Source organism: Microbacterium sp. 67-17 (assembly GCF_001898325.1).
Lineage (GTDB): Bacteria > Actinomycetota > Actinomycetes > Actinomycetales > Microbacteriaceae > Microbacterium > Microbacterium schleiferi.
Genome location: NZ_MKTR01000023.1, coordinates 13,323 through 29,644, shown reverse-complemented (window position 1 = coordinate 29,644; position 16,322 = coordinate 13,323). Strand labels below are relative to the sequence as shown.

At 68.0% G+C, this 16,322-nt stretch carries 14 protein-coding genes; 6 read left to right on the top strand and 8 right to left on the bottom strand.

Going from position 1 to position 16,322, the window contains the following annotated elements:
- Positions 1-47: 47 nt before the first annotated feature.
- Positions 48-1,208, bottom strand: coding sequence for an ABC transporter substrate-binding protein (locus BGO47_RS09615; RefSeq protein ID WP_292711253.1), 1,161 nt, complete (start codon positions 1,206-1,208; stop codon positions 48-50).
- Between the two features lie 248 nt (positions 1,209-1,456).
- Between BGO47_RS09615 and BGO47_RS09610 the strand changes: the two genes are divergently transcribed.
- From BGO47_RS09610 to BGO47_RS09600, 3 genes are all read left to right on the top strand, one after another.
- Positions 1,457-3,478, top strand: coding sequence for an FAD/NAD(P)-binding protein (locus BGO47_RS09610; RefSeq protein WP_292711250.1), 2,022 nt, complete (start codon positions 1,457-1,459; stop codon positions 3,476-3,478).
- Positions 3,475-4,182: an SDR family oxidoreductase gene (locus BGO47_RS09605; RefSeq protein WP_292711247.1), complete on the top strand. Its 708-nt coding sequence runs from the start codon at positions 3,475-3,477 to the stop codon at positions 4,180-4,182. The genes BGO47_RS09610 and BGO47_RS09605 overlap by 4 nt, the downstream gene beginning before the upstream one ends.
- Before the next feature lie 200 nt (positions 4,183-4,382).
- Positions 4,383-6,743, top strand: a complete 2,361-nt coding sequence (locus tag BGO47_RS09600) for an excinuclease ABC subunit UvrA (RefSeq protein ID WP_292711244.1) — start codon at positions 4,383-4,385, stop codon at positions 6,741-6,743.
- 323 nt (positions 6,744-7,066) lie between these two features.
- Here the strand turns inward: BGO47_RS09600 and BGO47_RS09595 are convergent, their stop codons facing one another.
- Positions 7,067-8,656 (bottom strand): MFS transporter, encoded by a 1,590-nt coding sequence (locus BGO47_RS09595; RefSeq protein ID WP_292711241.1) that lies wholly within the window; start codon positions 8,654-8,656, stop codon positions 7,067-7,069.
- Positions 8,657-8,795: 139 nt separating this feature from the next.
- On the opposite strand from BGO47_RS09595, the gene BGO47_RS09590 reads away from it, so the two are divergent.
- Positions 8,796-9,734: a DUF1214 domain-containing protein gene (locus BGO47_RS09590; RefSeq protein ID WP_292711239.1), complete on the top strand. Its 939-nt coding sequence runs from the start codon at positions 8,796-8,798 to the stop codon at positions 9,732-9,734.
- A 69-nt stretch (positions 9,735-9,803) separates the two neighbouring features.
- Here the strand turns inward: BGO47_RS09590 and BGO47_RS09585 are convergent, their stop codons facing one another.
- A complete protein-coding gene (locus tag BGO47_RS09585; RefSeq protein ID WP_292711236.1) occupies positions 9,804-10,742 on the bottom strand; it encodes an SDR family oxidoreductase in 939 nt (312 codons plus the stop codon).
- Between the two features lie 112 nt (positions 10,743-10,854).
- On the opposite strand from BGO47_RS09585, the gene BGO47_RS09580 reads away from it, so the two are divergent.
- Positions 10,855-11,715, top strand: a complete 861-nt coding sequence (locus BGO47_RS09580) for a helix-turn-helix transcriptional regulator (RefSeq protein ID WP_292711233.1) — start codon at positions 10,855-10,857, stop codon at positions 11,713-11,715.
- 89 nt (positions 11,716-11,804) lie between these two features.
- Here the strand turns inward: BGO47_RS09580 and BGO47_RS09575 are convergent, their stop codons facing one another.
- Positions 11,805-12,575, bottom strand: a complete 771-nt coding sequence (locus BGO47_RS09575; RefSeq protein WP_292711230.1) for an SDR family NAD(P)-dependent oxidoreductase — start codon at positions 12,573-12,575, stop codon at positions 11,805-11,807.
- A 100-nt stretch (positions 12,576-12,675) separates the two neighbouring features.
- Here BGO47_RS09575 and BGO47_RS09570 point away from each other — a divergent pair, with 100 nt between their 5' ends.
- On the top strand, positions 12,676-13,524 hold the full coding sequence (locus BGO47_RS09570) for a helix-turn-helix transcriptional regulator (protein ID WP_292711227.1): 849 nt from the start codon (positions 12,676-12,678) through the stop codon (positions 13,522-13,524).
- Positions 13,525-13,533: 9 nt separating this feature from the next.
- On the opposite strand, the gene BGO47_RS09565 is transcribed toward BGO47_RS09570, so the two are convergent.
- The 4 genes from BGO47_RS09565 to BGO47_RS09550 form a co-directional block, all read right to left on the bottom strand.
- Positions 13,534-13,890 (bottom strand): VOC family protein, encoded by a 357-nt coding sequence (locus BGO47_RS09565; protein WP_292711225.1) that lies wholly within the window; start codon positions 13,888-13,890, stop codon positions 13,534-13,536.
- A gap of 67 nt (positions 13,891-13,957) precedes the next feature.
- Positions 13,958-14,392 carry a hypothetical protein gene (locus tag BGO47_RS09560; protein WP_292711222.1) on the bottom strand — a complete coding sequence of 145 codons (435 nt, stop codon included), beginning with the start codon at positions 14,390-14,392 and terminating at the stop codon, positions 13,958-13,960.
- A gap of 124 nt (positions 14,393-14,516) precedes the next feature.
- Complete coding sequence (locus BGO47_RS09555) at positions 14,517-15,206, bottom strand: response regulator transcription factor (RefSeq protein WP_292711219.1); 690 nt, start codon at positions 15,204-15,206, stop codon at positions 14,517-14,519.
- Positions 15,203-16,318, bottom strand: a complete 1,116-nt coding sequence (locus tag BGO47_RS09550) for a histidine kinase (protein ID WP_292711216.1) — start codon at positions 16,316-16,318, stop codon at positions 15,203-15,205. Before BGO47_RS09550 ends, BGO47_RS09555 begins: the two co-directional genes overlap by 4 nt.
- Positions 16,319-16,322: the final 4 nt, after the last annotated feature.

Here is a 16,322-nt window from a genome sequence, read left to right as displayed (position 1 = left end):
GTGCCCGGATGACCGAGGCCCTAGAGTCCCGGTCATCCGGTGCGTTCTCAGCCGACCTGGTCGGTCAGCACGAACTGTCCGTCTTCGACGACCAGCCACTGGAAGCGTGGGCTGTCGATACGACGCTCGTCGTTGTAGGTGGCCGTGCCGTAGATGATCGACGGGATGTCGGTTCCGTCGCGCAGGGCATTGCGGATGCCCTCCCGGTCGAGGGTCTCGGCGTTCTCGGCGGCCCAGGCAAGCTGCTTGAGTCCGTCGTACGCGTACGCGGCGAACAGGTTGGGCGCGTGCCCGAACTCGTCGGTGTAGGCGGTCACGAAGCTCTCGACTGCCGGGTCGTCAGACTCGGGGTAGAACGTCGTGTCGACGTACACGCCCTCGGCGGCATCCTGTGCCAGGTCGAGGAACTCGGCCGAGTAGTTCGATCCGACGGCGAGGAACGGAACGTCCAGGCCCGTTTGCTCGGCCTGCTGTACGAGGAGCGCCGTCGTGCCGTAGTACGTGTAGAAGATCACGACGTCGGGCTTGGCGTCGCGAGCCTGCACGAGCTGCGGGCGGAAGTCGGTCGAGGCCTCTTCCACCGGCGAGCTGTAGACGATCGTGTCGCCGTTGGCCGCTGCCTGGTCTTGCAGCACACCGAACGCCGTGTTGCCCCAGTCGGTGTTGAGGTAGAAGACGGCGATGTTCGAGCCGATCTCGTGCGCGGCATCCTCGATCACTCGCGCTTCGACGGCCTGCGTCACGGACGGGCTGAAGATGTAATCGCCGGTCGCGGTGAACTCGGGGTGCGAGTTGGTGATGCCCAGCTGCAGCAGACCCGCACGCTGGTAGATCGGGCTCGCGACCATCGAGGTCGCCGACGAGAAGTCGCCCAGCACCGCGAGGACCGAGTCATCGCTGACGAAGCGCTGCGCGATCGTGGTGGCCTGGCTTGCCTCGCCCTGGCTGTCTTGGAAGTCGATCTGCACCTCGCGGCCGTTGATGCCGCCGGCGCCGTTGATCTCGTCGAGGGCGATCGCGAAGCCCTCCTGCCAGTTCTCGCCGTACTCGGCCTGGTTGCCGGTCAGGGGCCCGGAGACGCCGAAGACGATCGGTTCGGTGCTGTCGGCATCCGTGCTGCCGCCGCTGCTGGAGGCGCAGCCTGCCGCGACGAGGGCTGTCGCGGTGAGGGCGGCGGCTGCCGCAAGGGTGCGCGTGCGCAGGTTCATGCTGACTCCTGGTGAGAAGGGTGCTGTGGTGCCGTGAGGTACGGCCGGATGCTGCCGCTTTCGTCGAAGCGACCCGGCTATCTTGCGCACGGGGCGCCAGAATCACGCAGCCGGGCCGTCATGAAGCGAAGCATTTCGTCACAATGCCCCGCTTCCGGTGTCACAGATTGCGGTTTCTGCGCTGCCCAAACGACAGTTTGTGACACTCGAATTCGCGTTTGGGGCCGGGAATGCCTAGACACGAAGGTATGTCTGCCGCCTCCGCCATAGCGCTCGTCGGCGGGGGCCCTCGCGGCGTCTCGCTGCTCGAGCGTCTCGTGTCGGCGCTGGCCGACCTGCCGGCGGGTGACACGACGCTCGTCGACGTGTATCTGATCGACGATGTCGAGGTGGGCGCTGGTCGCGTCTGGCGCACCGACCAGACACGCGAGCTGTGCATGAACACGCTCGCGGATGCCGTGACGCTGTTCACTGACGACTCGGTGCAGATGGCCGGCACGGTGCGGCCGGGCCCGACGCTGTATGAGTGGGCGATTCTTGCCGCGCATGCCGCCGCGCCGGATGACCGGACGGCCGAGATCGTGGCCGCCATTCCGGCGCCACGGCAAGCAGGGTTCGGCGAGGCTCCGGTCCGCGCGGGCTTCGTTGCCGACTACCGCGACGAACTCGCCACCCTGCGCCCGGAATCCCATCCGAGCCGATCACTGTATGGCGAGTACATCGCCTGGGCGCTCGCGCGGTCGATTCGGGTGGCGCCGGGCGGCGTCACCGTGCATCCACGCACCGGACGCGTGACGGCAATCGTCGAACGCGGCGGACGCCAGGTACTGCAGGTCACGGATGCCGAGGGCGCGGCATCCGAGATCGCCGTCGATGCCGTGGTGTTGGCGACCGGGTGGCTCGCGAACCTACCCACCGCCGAGGAGAGCGCACTCGCGGCATCCGTGTCGGCGCGACCCGACCTCGTGTGGGTGGCGCCGGGTAACCCGGTCGACCAGGACCTGTCGCGGGTTCCCGCGGGCGAGGACGTCATCATCCGGGGTCTTGGGATGGGCTTCTTCGACACCGTCACGCTGCTCACGCTCGGGCGCGGCGGGCGGTTCGTCGCGGATGCCGCCTCCCCCGGCGGTCTGCGCTATGAGGCGTCCGGGGCCGAGCCGATCCTGTGGGCGACCTCCCCGCGTGGTGTGCCGTATCGGGCCAAGACGCTCTACGGCAGCCTGCCGCCGCGCTCCCGGCAGCGACACCTGCGCGCGCTGCTGGAGACCGGAGTTGCGCGACCGATCGACGTCGAGGGCCTCCTCTGGCCGGCGATCCGCAAGGATGCGTTCGAGGCGTACTACGAGACGCTGCACCGTATCCGTCCCGAGGCGTTGACGGGCTCGTTGGATGACCTGCGGGAGACGATCGCCGCGGATTCCGGAGACGCGGATTCGTTGGCCGCAGCTGTCGCGCCGTTTGTGGCTAACTCCTCAGACCTGTTCGATCTGGCAGCCGCACTCGACCCGTCGAACCGATTCTTCGCGAATCGTGAGGAGTTCGACACCTGGGTTGCTGGCTTCCTGGCCGATGACCTGCGCGAAGCCGAGCGCGGCGCCGACTCACCGCTGAAGGCTGCCCTGTGGTCGATCGGATCGGCTCGGCAGCCGGTGAGCCTCGCAGGCGCATTCGGAGGCTTCGATGCAGCGGCCCGGCGCGGAGCCTTCGGTCGCCTCCTCTCGATCGGCGGGATGTTCGGCTCGGGCCCGCCGGCTTTTCGCAACCGGCAGCTTCTTGCGCTGCACGCCGCGGGGATTGTGCGGTTTCTCGGTCCCCGGCCGCAGCTGAGCATCACCGACGCCGGTTTCCGCGTCGTGTCGGCGCAGATCCCGGATGCCGACATCACCGCCCGTACCCTGATCGACGCCTGGATGCACATGCACGATGCCGGTTCCAGCGCGGATCCGCTGGTGCGGTCGCTGACGGATGCCGGACGCCTGCGCGTCTTCCAGGTCGCCGACCGTGACGGTGGGCTGGGCACGACCGGCGGCATCGACATCGACCCCGACACCGGCCTGCTCGTAGGGTCGGATGGCACGCTCGATACGGCCATCCACGTCGCCGGCATTCCCGTCGACGAGGTCGTGCACGACACGATCATCAGCCCGATGCCCGGCACCAACCCGACCATGCTGCGTGAGACCGATCGCGTCGCGCGCAGTGCCGTGCGGATCGCGCTGCGCGCGGCATCCGTCTCACACACCGTTCCACTCGCAAGGAGTTCCGCATGACCGCATCCAGTGTTCGCCCCCAGGCCCTCGTGACGGGCGCAACCGGCGGCATGGGCGGCGCGATCGTGCGCGAGCTCGCGCGCACGCACGACGTCATTGCCGTCGGGCGCAGCGCCGACGCGCTGAGCGAGCTGGCGGCGCAGACCGGCGCCACCCCGTGGATCCTCGACATCACGGATGCCGAGGGCCTCGCCGCCCGCACCGCCGAGCTCACGCGCCTGGACGTTCTCGTGCACGGTGCAGCGATCGCCGCGGTCCACACCACCGAGACCGCAACTCCCGAGGACTGGGAGCGCCAGTTCGCCATCAACGTGTTCGCGCCGGCCGAGCTCACACGCCAGGTGCTGCCGCTGCTGCGCGAAAGCCAGGGAACCGTCGTGTTCATCGGGTCAGGAGCCGGGACTCGCCCGGTTCCTGGGCACGCCATCTACACGGCATCCAAGCACGCGCTTCGGGGATTTGCCGACGTGCTGCGCATCGACGAGCAGCGCCACCGGGTGCGCGTCGTGACCCTCGCCCCGGGACAGACCGACACCGGGATGCTGCGCACGCAGTCGGCCGAGATGGGAACGCCCTACGAGCCCGAGCGCTACATCAAGCCCTCGTCGGTCGCGGCGACCGTGCGGTTCCTCGTGGATGCCTTCCCCGACGTGCACCTCACCGACATCGCCGTGCGCCCCCGGGTCGAGATCGCGCGCCTGTAGCCCGGGGTGGGGCCGGCCCGGCGTCGCGTCCAAGTTCGCAGAATCGCGCGAACTTCGCACTCCTGCCCGCAATGCCTGCGACATACGCGCGAAACTGCGAGGTTCGTGACGTCGGCCGCACGCGACACGGCGGCAACAGAGACCGGATGCCGTCACGAATCGAGAAGACGGATGTCGCGGCATCCGGCTAACGTGTGCTCATGCCTGCACCGACGCCGCACGCCGCCGACGCTCACGACCTGATCCGGGTGCAGGGTGCGCGTGAGAACAACCTCAAGAACGTCGACGTCGAGTTGCCCAAGCGCCGGCTCACGGTCTTCACCGGGGTGAGCGGCTCGGGCAAGAGCTCGCTCGTGTTCGGCACGATCGCGGCCGAGTCGTCGCGGATGATCAACGAGACGTATTCGACGTTCATCCAGGCATTCATGAACACGCCGCCGCGCCCCGACGTCGATGTGCTCGAGGGACTGACGCCGGCGATCATCGTCGACCAGGAACGGATGGGCGCAAACGTCCGATCCACGGTCGGAACGGCGACGGATGCCAACGCCCTGCTGCGGATCCTGTTCAGCCGGGTCGGCCAGCCCCACGTCGGTGGCCCGCAGGCCTTCTCGTTCAACGTCGCCTCGGTCAGCGGCAAGGGCGCGGTGACGATGCAGACGGCGGAGGGCAAGAAGGTCGAGCGGCGCAGTTTCACCGTAACCGGCGGCATGTGTCCGCGATGCGAGGGCATGGGCCAGATCAACGACGTCGACCTCGCGCAGCTGTTCGACGAATCGAAGTCGCTTGCCGGCGGCGCGCTCACCATCCCCGGCTATTCGGCCGACGGGTGGTACGTGAAGATCTTCGGCGCCGTCGTGCCGCTGGATCTCCCCATCCGCGATTTCACCGAGCAGCAGCGCCACGATTTTCTCTACGGCCAGGCGCGCAAGGTCAAGTTCGAGAACATGAACATGACCTACGAGGGGCTCGTACCGAAGATCCAGAAGTCGTTTCTCTCGAAGGATGTCGAGGCCATGCAGCCCCACATCCGGGCGTTCGTCCAGCGCGCTGTCGCGTTTCAGCCGTGCCCCGAGTGCGGCGGCACGCGGCTGAACGAGGGAGCGCGGTCGTCGAAGATCGCCGGCACGAGCATTGCGGATGCCTGCGCCATGCAGATCTCGGACCTTGCCACGTGGGTGAAGAGCATCGATGAACCGAGCGCCGCTCCCCTGCTGCGAAGCCTCGGCGCGCTCTTCGATTCGTTCGTCGACATCGGGCTCGGCTACCTCTCGCTCGACCGCGCCTCCGGGACGCTCTCGGGCGGCGAAGCGCAGCGGACGAAGATGATCCGCCACCTCGGTTCGGCGCTGACAGATGTCACGTATGTCTTCGACGAGCCGACGGTCGGGCTGCACCCGCACGACATCCAGCGCATGAACCGGCTCCTCGAGCAGCTGCGCGATAAGGGCAACACCGTGCTGGTCGTCGAACACAAGCCCGAGACCATCGCCATCGCCGACCACGTCGTCGACCTCGGGCCCGGCGCCGGCTCAGGCGGCGGCGAGATCATGTTCGAGGGCACGGTCGAGGGTTTGCGTGCCTCCGGGACGCTGACCGGCCGCCACCTGGACGACCGCGCCCACCTCAAGCCCGCCGGGCGACGCGCGACGGGTGCGATCGAGATTCGCGGTGCGCACTCGCACAACCTGCAGAACGTGGATGTCGACATCCCGCTGGGCGTCCTGGTTGCCGTGACCGGGGTCGCGGGGTCGGGCAAGAGCTCGCTGATCCACGGGCCGGTCGCCGGGCGTGAGGGCGTCGTCGCGATCGATCAGAGCGCCATCAAGGGTTCGCGCCGGTCGAGCCCCGGCACGTACACGGGGATGCTGGATCCGATCCGCAAGGCCTTCGCGAAGGCGAACGGCGTCAAGCCGGCCCTGTTCAGCGCGAACTCCGAGGGCGCCTGCCCGGTGTGCGGCGGGTCGGGCGTGATCGTGACGCAACTCGGTCCGATGGAGCAGCTCGAGTCGCCGTGCGATGTCTGTGACGGCAAGGGCTTCGCCGAGACCGTTCTGGAGTTTCGACTGGCCGGCAAGAACATCGTCGAGGTGCTCGACATGGCGGCATCCGAGGCTCTCGAGTTCTTCGGTTCGGGTGAGGCTAAGGTACCGGCGGCTGCGGCGGTCCTCGGGCGAATGGTGGATGTCGGACTCGGCTACATCCGGATCGGCCAGCCCCTGCCGACGCTCTCAGGCGGTGAGCGGCAACGGCTGAAGCTTGCCGTGCAGATGGGCGAGAAGGGCAGTGTCTACGTGCTGGACGAGCCCACGACGGGCCTGCACCTCGCGGATGTCGAGAACCTGCTCGCCCTGCTCGACCGGCTCGTTGATTCGGGTGTGTCGGTCATCGTGATCGAACACCACCAGGCGGTGATGGCTCACGCCGACTGGATCATCGACCTCGGCCCGGGCGCGGGCCACGACGGCGGCCGAGTCGTCTTCGAAGGCACCCCCGCCGATCTCGTGAAGGCCCGCTCGACGCTGACAGGCCAGCACCTCGCCGAGTACGTCGGCGCCTGACGTACACGCGAGCGCCGCGCAGCATCCGTGCCCGCGCGCTGCGCGCAGCATCCGTGCCCGCGCGCTGCGCGCAGCATCCGTGCCCGCGTAGCGCACCCCGCGCGCCGCGAGACACCCCGCGCGCCGCGAGACACCGTGCGCCCGGTGAGGCACTGCGCGAGGAGGGGTGTCTCAGCCCGCGCGCGGTGTCTCGTCCGCGGCAGGGTGTGTCGCGTGCCGACCCCGGCACGACCCACGTTCGCAGAATGGCGCGAAGTTCGCAGGTTGCGCCACCGGTACTACGAGGTACGCGCGAAACTGCGGAGTTCGCGCCCCCACGACACTCAGGCCTTGTCGGCGTCAACCTTCTCGTAGGACGCGACGAGTTCGAGTTCCTTGGACTTCTTGGGCAGGAAGATCCAGACGACCGCGGCGCCGATCGCGATAGCGACGGCTCCGACGGCGTAGGCGGCGATCGCGCCGGTCTCGAGCGACTGCTGCGCGGCCTGGATGATCTGGTCCTTGTATTGCGGGTACTGGTCGGCCACGTGCAGCGCCGATGCGTACGAGGCCTGCAGCGCCGCGGTGACCTGATCGCTGATGCTCGAGGCTTCGGACGACTCAGAAATGAGCTTGCCGAACGCGTGAGCGAAGCCGGCAGCGAGGATGGCGCCGAGCACACCCTGCATGACGGATCCGCCGAGGTCGCGCTGCAGGTCGGCGGTGGCAGATGCCATCCCGACGCGGCGGACCGGAGTCGATTCGGTGATGGCGCGGGATGCCGGTGTCATGGCGAATCCCGCGCCGATACCGATCACCATGTAGCCGAGCGAGACGTACCAGAACGGCGTGGTCTCGTTCCAGAACAACGCCATGATGAAGCCAACGAGCACGAAGACGTAGCCGAGCATCATGGTGAAGCGCGAGCCACGGGTGAGGACGAGCTTTGCCGAGTGAGGGGCGACCAGCAGCAGACCGATACCGGCGGGAACGATCGAGAGGGATGCCTCTAGCGTGGAGTATCCGAGGATGTTCTGCTGGAACTGCTGACCCACGAACATCGCGCCCATGAGCGACCCGAAGACGACAAGACCGCCCGTGGCGGGTGCCCAGAACATCCGGCGCCGGGCGACCTTCAGGTCGTAGAGCGGGCTCTTGGCGGTCAGCTGGCGCCACGCGAACAGGGCGATCAGGACCACCGCTGAGATCAGCAGGATGACGCCGAACGTGCGCGTGGTCGGCACGAACACTGTCGAAAGGCCGAGCACGATCGACCCGATCATGAACACCGAGATCACGCCACCGAGGTGATCGACCCTGTCGTTGCTCTCTGCCACGTGCGACGGCACATAGAGCCACACCAGGATGAATCCCGCGATCGCAAACGGCACCGCGAGCAGGAACGCGGCACCCCACCAGAACCACAGCAGCAGGATGCCGGCAAGCACCGATCCGATGACGGTCGAGGTGGCACTGACCGCCGACCACAGTGCGATCGCGAGGGTGCGCTGCTTGCCAGGGCCCCACAGCGCCGTGATGAGCGACAGAGTGACAGGGTATGCCATGCCCGCGGCGATACCGGTGAAGATGCGCGCAACGACGAGCATCTCGATGGATGCCGCGAAGGCAGCGAAAAAGCTGATGATGACCGTGAGGCCGAGACCGAGCACGAGGAGTTGTTTGCGCCCATAACGGTCGGCGACGGCGCCGAGGTACAGCACCGACATCGCGAGGCCCAGCGAGCAGCCCACGGCGACGAGGTTCAGCGCGGTCTGCCCGGCCCCGAACGCGTCGCCGATGTCGGGGAGCGCGATGTTCGCCGCCGCAAGGTTGATGTTGCACACCAGCGCGCCGAGGATCAGCGCCGTCAGCACGAGCTTCGGGCGGGCTGGTGCGGCGGGGGCGGCGGGCACGGATGCTGCAGCGTCGGTCACGCGATAACACTAGCGACCCCCGCCCACCGAGCGTGGTACCCCGCCCCCACTCCCCGTTCGGCCTCGCGAGCGACGCGGAACGGAAGCGCCCCACCAAGGTCCCTTGCGGCGCGTGCGGGCAGGGCGAGAGGATCGGCTCGTGAGCATTCGCGTCAACGTCGACAACTTCACCCGAGCCGAGACCCACCGCATGATGGCGACTCTGCAGGCCCAGGGCGGCGGGGTGAACCGCCTGAATCATCTGCGCGCACCCACGCCGATCGACAATCAGCCGGTGATCCGCATGAACCGCGACACGCTCTACAGCTTCGCCGTCGTCGACATCACCGCGGGCGCAACGCTCACGCTTCCCGACGCGGGCGATCGCTATGTCTCGGCGATGGTGGTAAACGAGGACCACTACGTTGACGCGGTGTTCCACGCCGCCGGGCAGCATCCGATGTCGATGGAGCGTTTCGGCAGCCCGCACGTTGTGGTCGCGCTGCGCATCCTCGTCGACGCGAACGACCCCGACGACATCGCAGCCGTCGTGGCGTTGCAAGATCAGATCCAGATCGAGAGCGCGTCGGATGCCCCATTTGAGCCAGCCGACTACGACGCTTCGAGCCTCGATGAGACGCGCACAGCACTGCTCGCTCTTGCACGCAACATGACCGACTTCGATGGCGCGTTCGGATCACAGGACGAGGTCGATCCCGTGCGGCACCTGATCGGGACCGCCGCAGGATGGGGCGGGCTTCCCGGGAGCGAGGCGAAGTATGTCAACGCCGAACCCGGATTGCCGGTCGGTCAATACGAGCTGACGGTCGGCGATGTTCCGGTCGATGGCTTCTGGTCGATATCGATGTACAACGCGGATGGTTTCTTCGAACCGAACGAGCGTGGCGCGAATTCGATCAACAATGTGATGGCGGCACGCAATCCCGATGGGTCGATCACGGTGCGCTTCGGCGACTTCCCCGACGACGTTCCGAACGTCCTGCCGCTGACGGAGGGCTGGAACTACGTCGTGCGCCTGTATCGCCCGCGCGCCGAGATCACGACGGGAGGGTGGACCTTCCCGTCGCTCACCACCTGAGCGCAGGACCGACACTCCCGGAGCGGTGATCTCGGGCGCGGGCGAGATGGTGATCGACTACCGTCCGCGTCACGCCGCCGCGGTGGCGAACCTCACGCGCGTGAGCTCTTCGGATGCATCCCATAGGCGCGCGGCATCCGTCTGGCTGCGCAGCGGCTTCCAGAGTTTCTGGCGCCCGGGTCGCCCGCCGACCTGCCCCAGGCCCTGCGGTCCGAAGAACTCGCCACCGGTCCCGGTCGTCGCTGCCATGAGCGCCGGGAGCGCGGCAGACTCCGGCGTCCCGGCAAGGCCGAGAGCCGACATCCGTCGCACGAACCGGATGTCGCGCGTGTCTTCTGTCCTGCCGATCTCGGGGCGGGCCGCCAGCAGACTCGTCGGGGCGACACCCGGGTGCGAGATCGAACTCGTGATCCCCCAGCCGGATGCCGCGCTGCGGCGGTGCAGTTCGAGTCCGAACAGTCCGCAGCCGAGCTTCGACTGCCCGTACGCGCGCATCTCGTCGTAGCTGCGCTCCCAGTTCAGGTCGTCCCAGTTGATGGCGGCGCGCTGCGCGGCAACGCTCGTCTGCGTGACGACGCGGGCGCGGCCCGCTCGCAGCAGCGGCATGAGCTGCGCCGTCAGCGCCACATGAGCGAGGTGGTTGATGCCGAACTGCATCTCGAAGCCGTCAGCGGTCGTCTGCCGGGCAGGCGGGCGCATGATGCCGGCGTTGTTGATGAGCAGGTGGATCGGCGCGCCTTCGGCGACAAGGGTCTCCCCCAGGGCGGCGACAGACGCGAGCGACGAGAGATCGAGGTCGCGCAGCGTCACCTGGGCGCCCGGGTGCACGGCACGGATCGTCGTGATCGCCGCCTCGCCCTTCGTGCGGTTGCGCACCGGAAGCACCACCTCGGCGCCGGCACCAGCGAGCGACCGGGCGATCACGAGGCCGATGCCGTCGCTGCCGCCGGTGATGACGGCGCGGCGGCCGGTGAGGTCGGGCAGGGGCAGATCGTAGGTTCGAGGCATCGTGATTCTTCTTTCGTCCGGAGGGATGGCTTCAGCATCCGTCGCCGGGCGAACCGTATCCACGGCCTGACGATCCGAGGCTGCGCGAGGCGATCTGGGAGAGGATGCCTACATGATCGATCGACCCGGACTCGCGCACTTTCTGCGCACCCGCCGCGAGGCGCTGCAGCCCGAGGATGTCGGGCTCTTTCGGGGCGCTCGCCGGCGCACAAGCGGCTTGCGGCGTGAGGAGGTCGCGGCCCTGTGCCACATGTCGACCGACTACTACTCCCGTCTCGAGCGCGAGAAGGGTCCGCAGCCGTCGGAGCAGATGGTCGCCGCCATCGCGCAAGGGATGCACCTGTCAACCGACGAGCGCGATCACCTCTTCCGCCTCGCCGGCCATCGTCCGCCCGAGCGTGGCACGGCATCCGAGCACGTCAGTCCCGGGATGCTGCGCATCCTCGACCGCCTCACCGACACCCCCGCCGAAGTCGTCACCGAGCTGGGCGAGACGCTGCGGCAAACTCCCCAGGGCGTCGCACTGGTCGGAGACCTCATGCGCTTCACCGGCCCCGCGCGTAGCATCGGTTACCGCTGGTTCACCGATCCGGATGCCCGCGGCATCCATTTGGAAGAAGACCACGAGTTCTACTCCCGGATGTATGCGGCTGGGCTCCGCGCGATCGCCGCGCAGCGTGGGCCGACATCGCGCGCGGCGGGCTACGTCGAGCTGCTCCGGGCCGAGAGCGCGGAGTTCCGCGAGTACTGGGATCGGCATGAGATCGGCATCCGTCCCCGGGACCTGAAGCGGTATGTCCATCCCGAGGTCGGGCTTCTGGAACTCACCTGTCAAGTACTGACGGATGCCGAGACGTCGCACAGTCTGCTCGTCTACACAGCCGTTCCCGGCAGCGAGAGCGCCGAGAAGCTGCAGCTTCTCGGCGTGCTCGCCCGCGCCGGCACCCGGTATCCCGGCGCGGGCCGTGGCTAACTCCTGAAACCCGCCGCCCGACGCAGCATCCGCCGCGACCTACCGCCCGCAGCCCTCGGATCTGAGGAGTTAGCCACACAGCGCCGGCGTTACTCCCCCGCGGCGTGCGGGTCAGAGGCGTTGAGCGCGGCCACGACCTGCGGGTAGTCGCCGCGCGCCTCGCCGTACCGCAGGAACTTCACCCGCTCGACGAGAATCTCGGATGCCTCGGGCTGGGTCTCGATGAGGGTCATCACCTCGTCGATGAAGTCATCGAGCGGCAGCGCCATCGGGTTCACGTCATGCCCCGGCATCAGCTCGGTCTGCACGGCCGGCGGCACGAGCTCCACGACCGACACCGAGGTGCCCTCCAGCTGCAGCCGCAGCGACTCGCTCAGCATATGGATCGCCGCCTTCGAGGCGTTGTAGCTCGGCGTCACCCGCAGCGGCGCGTGCGCCAGGCCCGACGAGACGGTCATGATCGTGGCATCCGGCCGGGTCTGCAGGTGTTCGATGAACGCGCCAATCAGCCGAATGGGCCCGAGCACGTTGGTCGTGATGATCGACTCGGCGCTTGCGACGAAGCCGTCGGCCCGCGTCCAGTCTTCGGCCCGCATGATGCCGGCCATCGTGATCAGCACGTTCAGCTCGGGGTGGTTCTCGAGCACGGTAGTGGCGGCGGAACGGATGCTGTCGGCATCCGCTGTGTCGATCTGCACCGTGTCGATGCCGGGGTGCGTGTCGCGGATCTCGTCGAGCAGCGCCGTGCGCCGGCCCCCGACGATGACGGTGTTGCCGCGCTCGTGCAGGCGCAGGGCGAGCGCGAGTCCGATGCCGCTGGTGGCACCCGGGATGAAGATGGTGTTTCCGGTGATGTTCATGTCTCCACCCTGCGCCGGGGTGCGAGGCCGCGGCAGAGAGCGGATGTCCAGGGATTCGCGATCCCTGGAACGGATGCCGACAGCCGCGCATACTGGCGGGATGGACCGTGACGCGCTGGCTGAGTTTCTCGTGCATCACCGGTCCGCGTTGCAGCCGCAGGATGTGGGCCTCTCGGCAGGATCCCGCCGCCGCGCCCAGGGCCTGCGGCGTGAGGAGGTCGCGCAGCTGGCGGCGATGTCGACCGACTACTACACGCGTCTCGAGCAACGCCGCGGACCGCAGCCGAGCACACAGATGCTCTCATCGCTCGCGCGGGCACTGCGCCTGAGCGCCGAGGAGCGCGACTACCTGTTCCGCGTCGCCGGGCATAGCGCTCCCGACCGCGCCGCGAGCGACTTCGTGTCGCCGGGCTTGCTGCGGATGATGGACCGCCTCTCCGACGTGCCGGCGTTCATCATCACGGCGATCGATGAGACGCTCGTGCAGAATGCGCCCGGGCGCGCGCTGTTCGGCGATGCATCCGTCTACACGGGACTCGAGCGCAGCGGAATCTACCGCTGGTTCGCCCATCCCGAGACGGCGCGCGCGGTCTATCCCGAGAGTGATCACGCTCGCCAATCGCTCGCCCTGGTCTCGTCGCTCCGGGCAGCGTATGGTGCGATGGGTCCGCGCTCGCGGGCCGGCGAGATCGCCCGTGCACTCGATGCCCAGAGCGCCGAGTTCGCCGAGCTGTGGCGGAGTCAGCGGGTCGGTCGCCGGTTCGAAGACCACAAGGTCGTCATCCATCCCGAGATCGGCCCGATCGAGGTCGACTGCCAGGCCCTGTTCACCGAGGATGCCTCGCAGACCCTCGTCGTGCTGACCGCTCCCCCGGGAACGGATGCCGACAGCCGCCTGCGCCTGCTCTCGGTGCTCGGCACGCAGCAGTTCAGCGACGTCGACCGCTGATTACGCCGACTACCGGGCGGCGTCGATGACGCAGAAGCGGTTACCCTCGGGGTCTTCCATGATGATGTAGTCGGCGTCGGCGGGACGCTTGCTCCAGTGCACTTCGCGCGCGCCGAGCGCGGTGAGCCGCTCGACCTCGGCGGCTTGGTCGTCGGCGTACAGGTCCAGGTGGATGCGTGGGGGAAGCATCCGGGGCGAGGGCACCTTGTCGAGTGAGATATTCGGGCCGTCCCCCGAGCGCGGGTGCAGCAGCGCGAAGTCGGCGGCGATCGGTTGTCGCGGCTCGTAGTCCAGTGCCTGCGTCCAGAACTGCAGCTGCGCGGCGAGGTCGTCGACACGGATGACGATGGATCCGACGGTCAGCATGGCTTGACCGTACGCGCGACGGATGCCGTCAGCAAGCGATCATCGACGCCGGGCCGTGCGCCACCGTTCACCGCACGACGTAGACGTTCTCGGCGAGCTTGACGGAACTGTCCGGCGCGGGGTCGCCGTCGGGAACGAGCTGGTACGCAGCGGAGGTCCCTCTGCCGACCTCGAGGACCCCCCGAGATGCGCATCCGGTCGACGCCACGTCGTGGGCGACCAACACCAGGCAGACCTTGGGTCCCTCGGTTCCGATTCCGTGTACGGCCCAGACTTGCGTTCCGTTGTCGTCGCCCGCGTACCGCGACATGCTCTGCGTGAGATCTGCGAACAGGTCACCCGCGGCATCGGGCAGCGTGTCGATGTCTTCGGCCCCAGTGTCGAAAATGCTGTACGTGTAGGTGCGCGGCGAGTTGGTCGGCTCGGGTGACACCTCGGTGCACCCGACCAGCGCGAGCATGCCAACAAAAACAACAGCAAGTCGTGCGATCCCCCGATGCATGCGCCCAGTGTGGCACAGCGCGCAAGCCCCGGTCATTGAGTGGGTGGAACGACGCGAGAGCTCCCGGGCACGGATGCCGACAGCCGCCTGCGCCTGCTGGCGGCGGCGCTCGACATTCCGCAGTTCAGCGAGTTGCCCGGTCACCCACCCCCGGTCTCGGAGCGGGCGTCATCCGTCCCGCCTGGTGTGCCCAGATCGCGATCTCGACGCGATTGCGCGCGCCGAGTTTGGTCATGAGACTCGCGATGTGCGACTTCACGGTGCTGAGGGTGATGTACAGGCTGGCCGCGATCTCACTGTTGCTGCGCCCCCGTGCGACTTCGATGAGCACCTGCTCTTCGCGGTCGGTGAGAGGCTCGGCCGGCTGCGGCCGTGAAGCGGGCTCTGCGCGGCTGAATGCCTCGAGCAGACGAACCGTGATGTTCGGGGCGATGAGGGCGTCGCCGTTCGCGGCCGAACGAACCGCCTCCGTAAGCAACTCCGTCCCGGCATCCTTGAGCAGAAAGCCCTTGGCGCCGGCCCGCAGCGCGGCGAACACATACTCGTCGAGGTCGAAGGTCGTGATGATGACGATCGCCATCGGGTCGTCCACGTCGGGGCCCGCAAGCAGGCGGGTCGCCTCAATGCCATCGACGTCGGGCATGCGGATGTCGAAGACGCACACATCGGGCCGCAGGCGCCGCGCCAGTTCGACCGCTTCGGCGCCATCGGATGCCTGCCCGACCACCGTGATATCCGGCTGCGCGTCGAGGATCATGCTCAGGCCCGTGCGCACCAGCTCCTGGTCATCGGCGATGAGCACTCGGATGGTCACGGAGCCCATCCAACACGAGGGAGGGTCGCCGTGACAGTCCACCCTCCGCCCGGCGCAGGCCCGGCCTCGCACGAGCCGCCCAACAGTGCCGCGCGCTCCCTCATGCCGATGATGCCGAAACCGGGAGCGGGCGGCGAGGCCAGGTCACCGTCGTTGACGACGCTCAATCGAACACCGACGTCGTCCGCGACCACGACCACGTCAACCCGCGTCAGGTGGCGCGCGTGACGAAGCGCGTTGGTCACCGACTCCTGGGCGAGGCGAAAGACGGCGGCGGCAACGGGCGGGGGGATGCTGATGTCGCCATCGCTGACCGTGACCTCCACGACAGTGCCGCCGGGCCTCGTGCCCGCGAGCTGTGCGATGTCGCCCAGGCCGGGGTTCGGTGCGAGATCTCCGATGTCGCCGACACGCAGCACCCGAACCATCGACCGCAGCTCCCGCAGCGTCTTGGCCGCTTCGGTTTCGATCACCCGCAGCGCGCTCTGCGCCGCGGTCGGGTCGTGGGGCGCAACGGCGAGTCCTGCCTGCGCGCGGATCGCGATGGCCGTGACGTGGTGCGCGACGGTGTCGTGCAGGTCGCGGGCAAGATGCTCGCGTTCGAGCATCCGGATGCGGTCAAGTAGTCGCTCGCGGGAGCTCGCGCGGTAGCGAAAGGCCATGCCGAGCAACACCGCTGTGAGCAGGAGAGCGAACCCGCCGATCAGTTCGACGAGTCCTCCGCCACGAAGGAACGTGAGTCCGAGGCTGATGATCAGGAGTAGGGAACCGATCATGAGCTCGCGACCGGAGGCCCAACGGAAGAGGGCGTACACGATCACCAGGATGAACAGGCTGGTCGTCAAGCTCGAGACGGGCAGGAGCACGTCGATCGGTAGGAGCACGATGCACAGCATCCACAGCGGCTTGGTGCGACGCCACAACACAGTCGGCGTCACCGCGAGGACCACGCCCACGGAGAGCCAAGGGTTCGTCAGATCGGACCGGAGCAGACCCTCGACGACCGCCAGCACCGCGATGAAAACGAGGAGGAGCCAGTCCCGCCACACCCGACGCGGCGGAGGCGGCGCGGCGCTCGGCGCATCCCACGCGGAACGCCACAGCCCAGTCACCGGG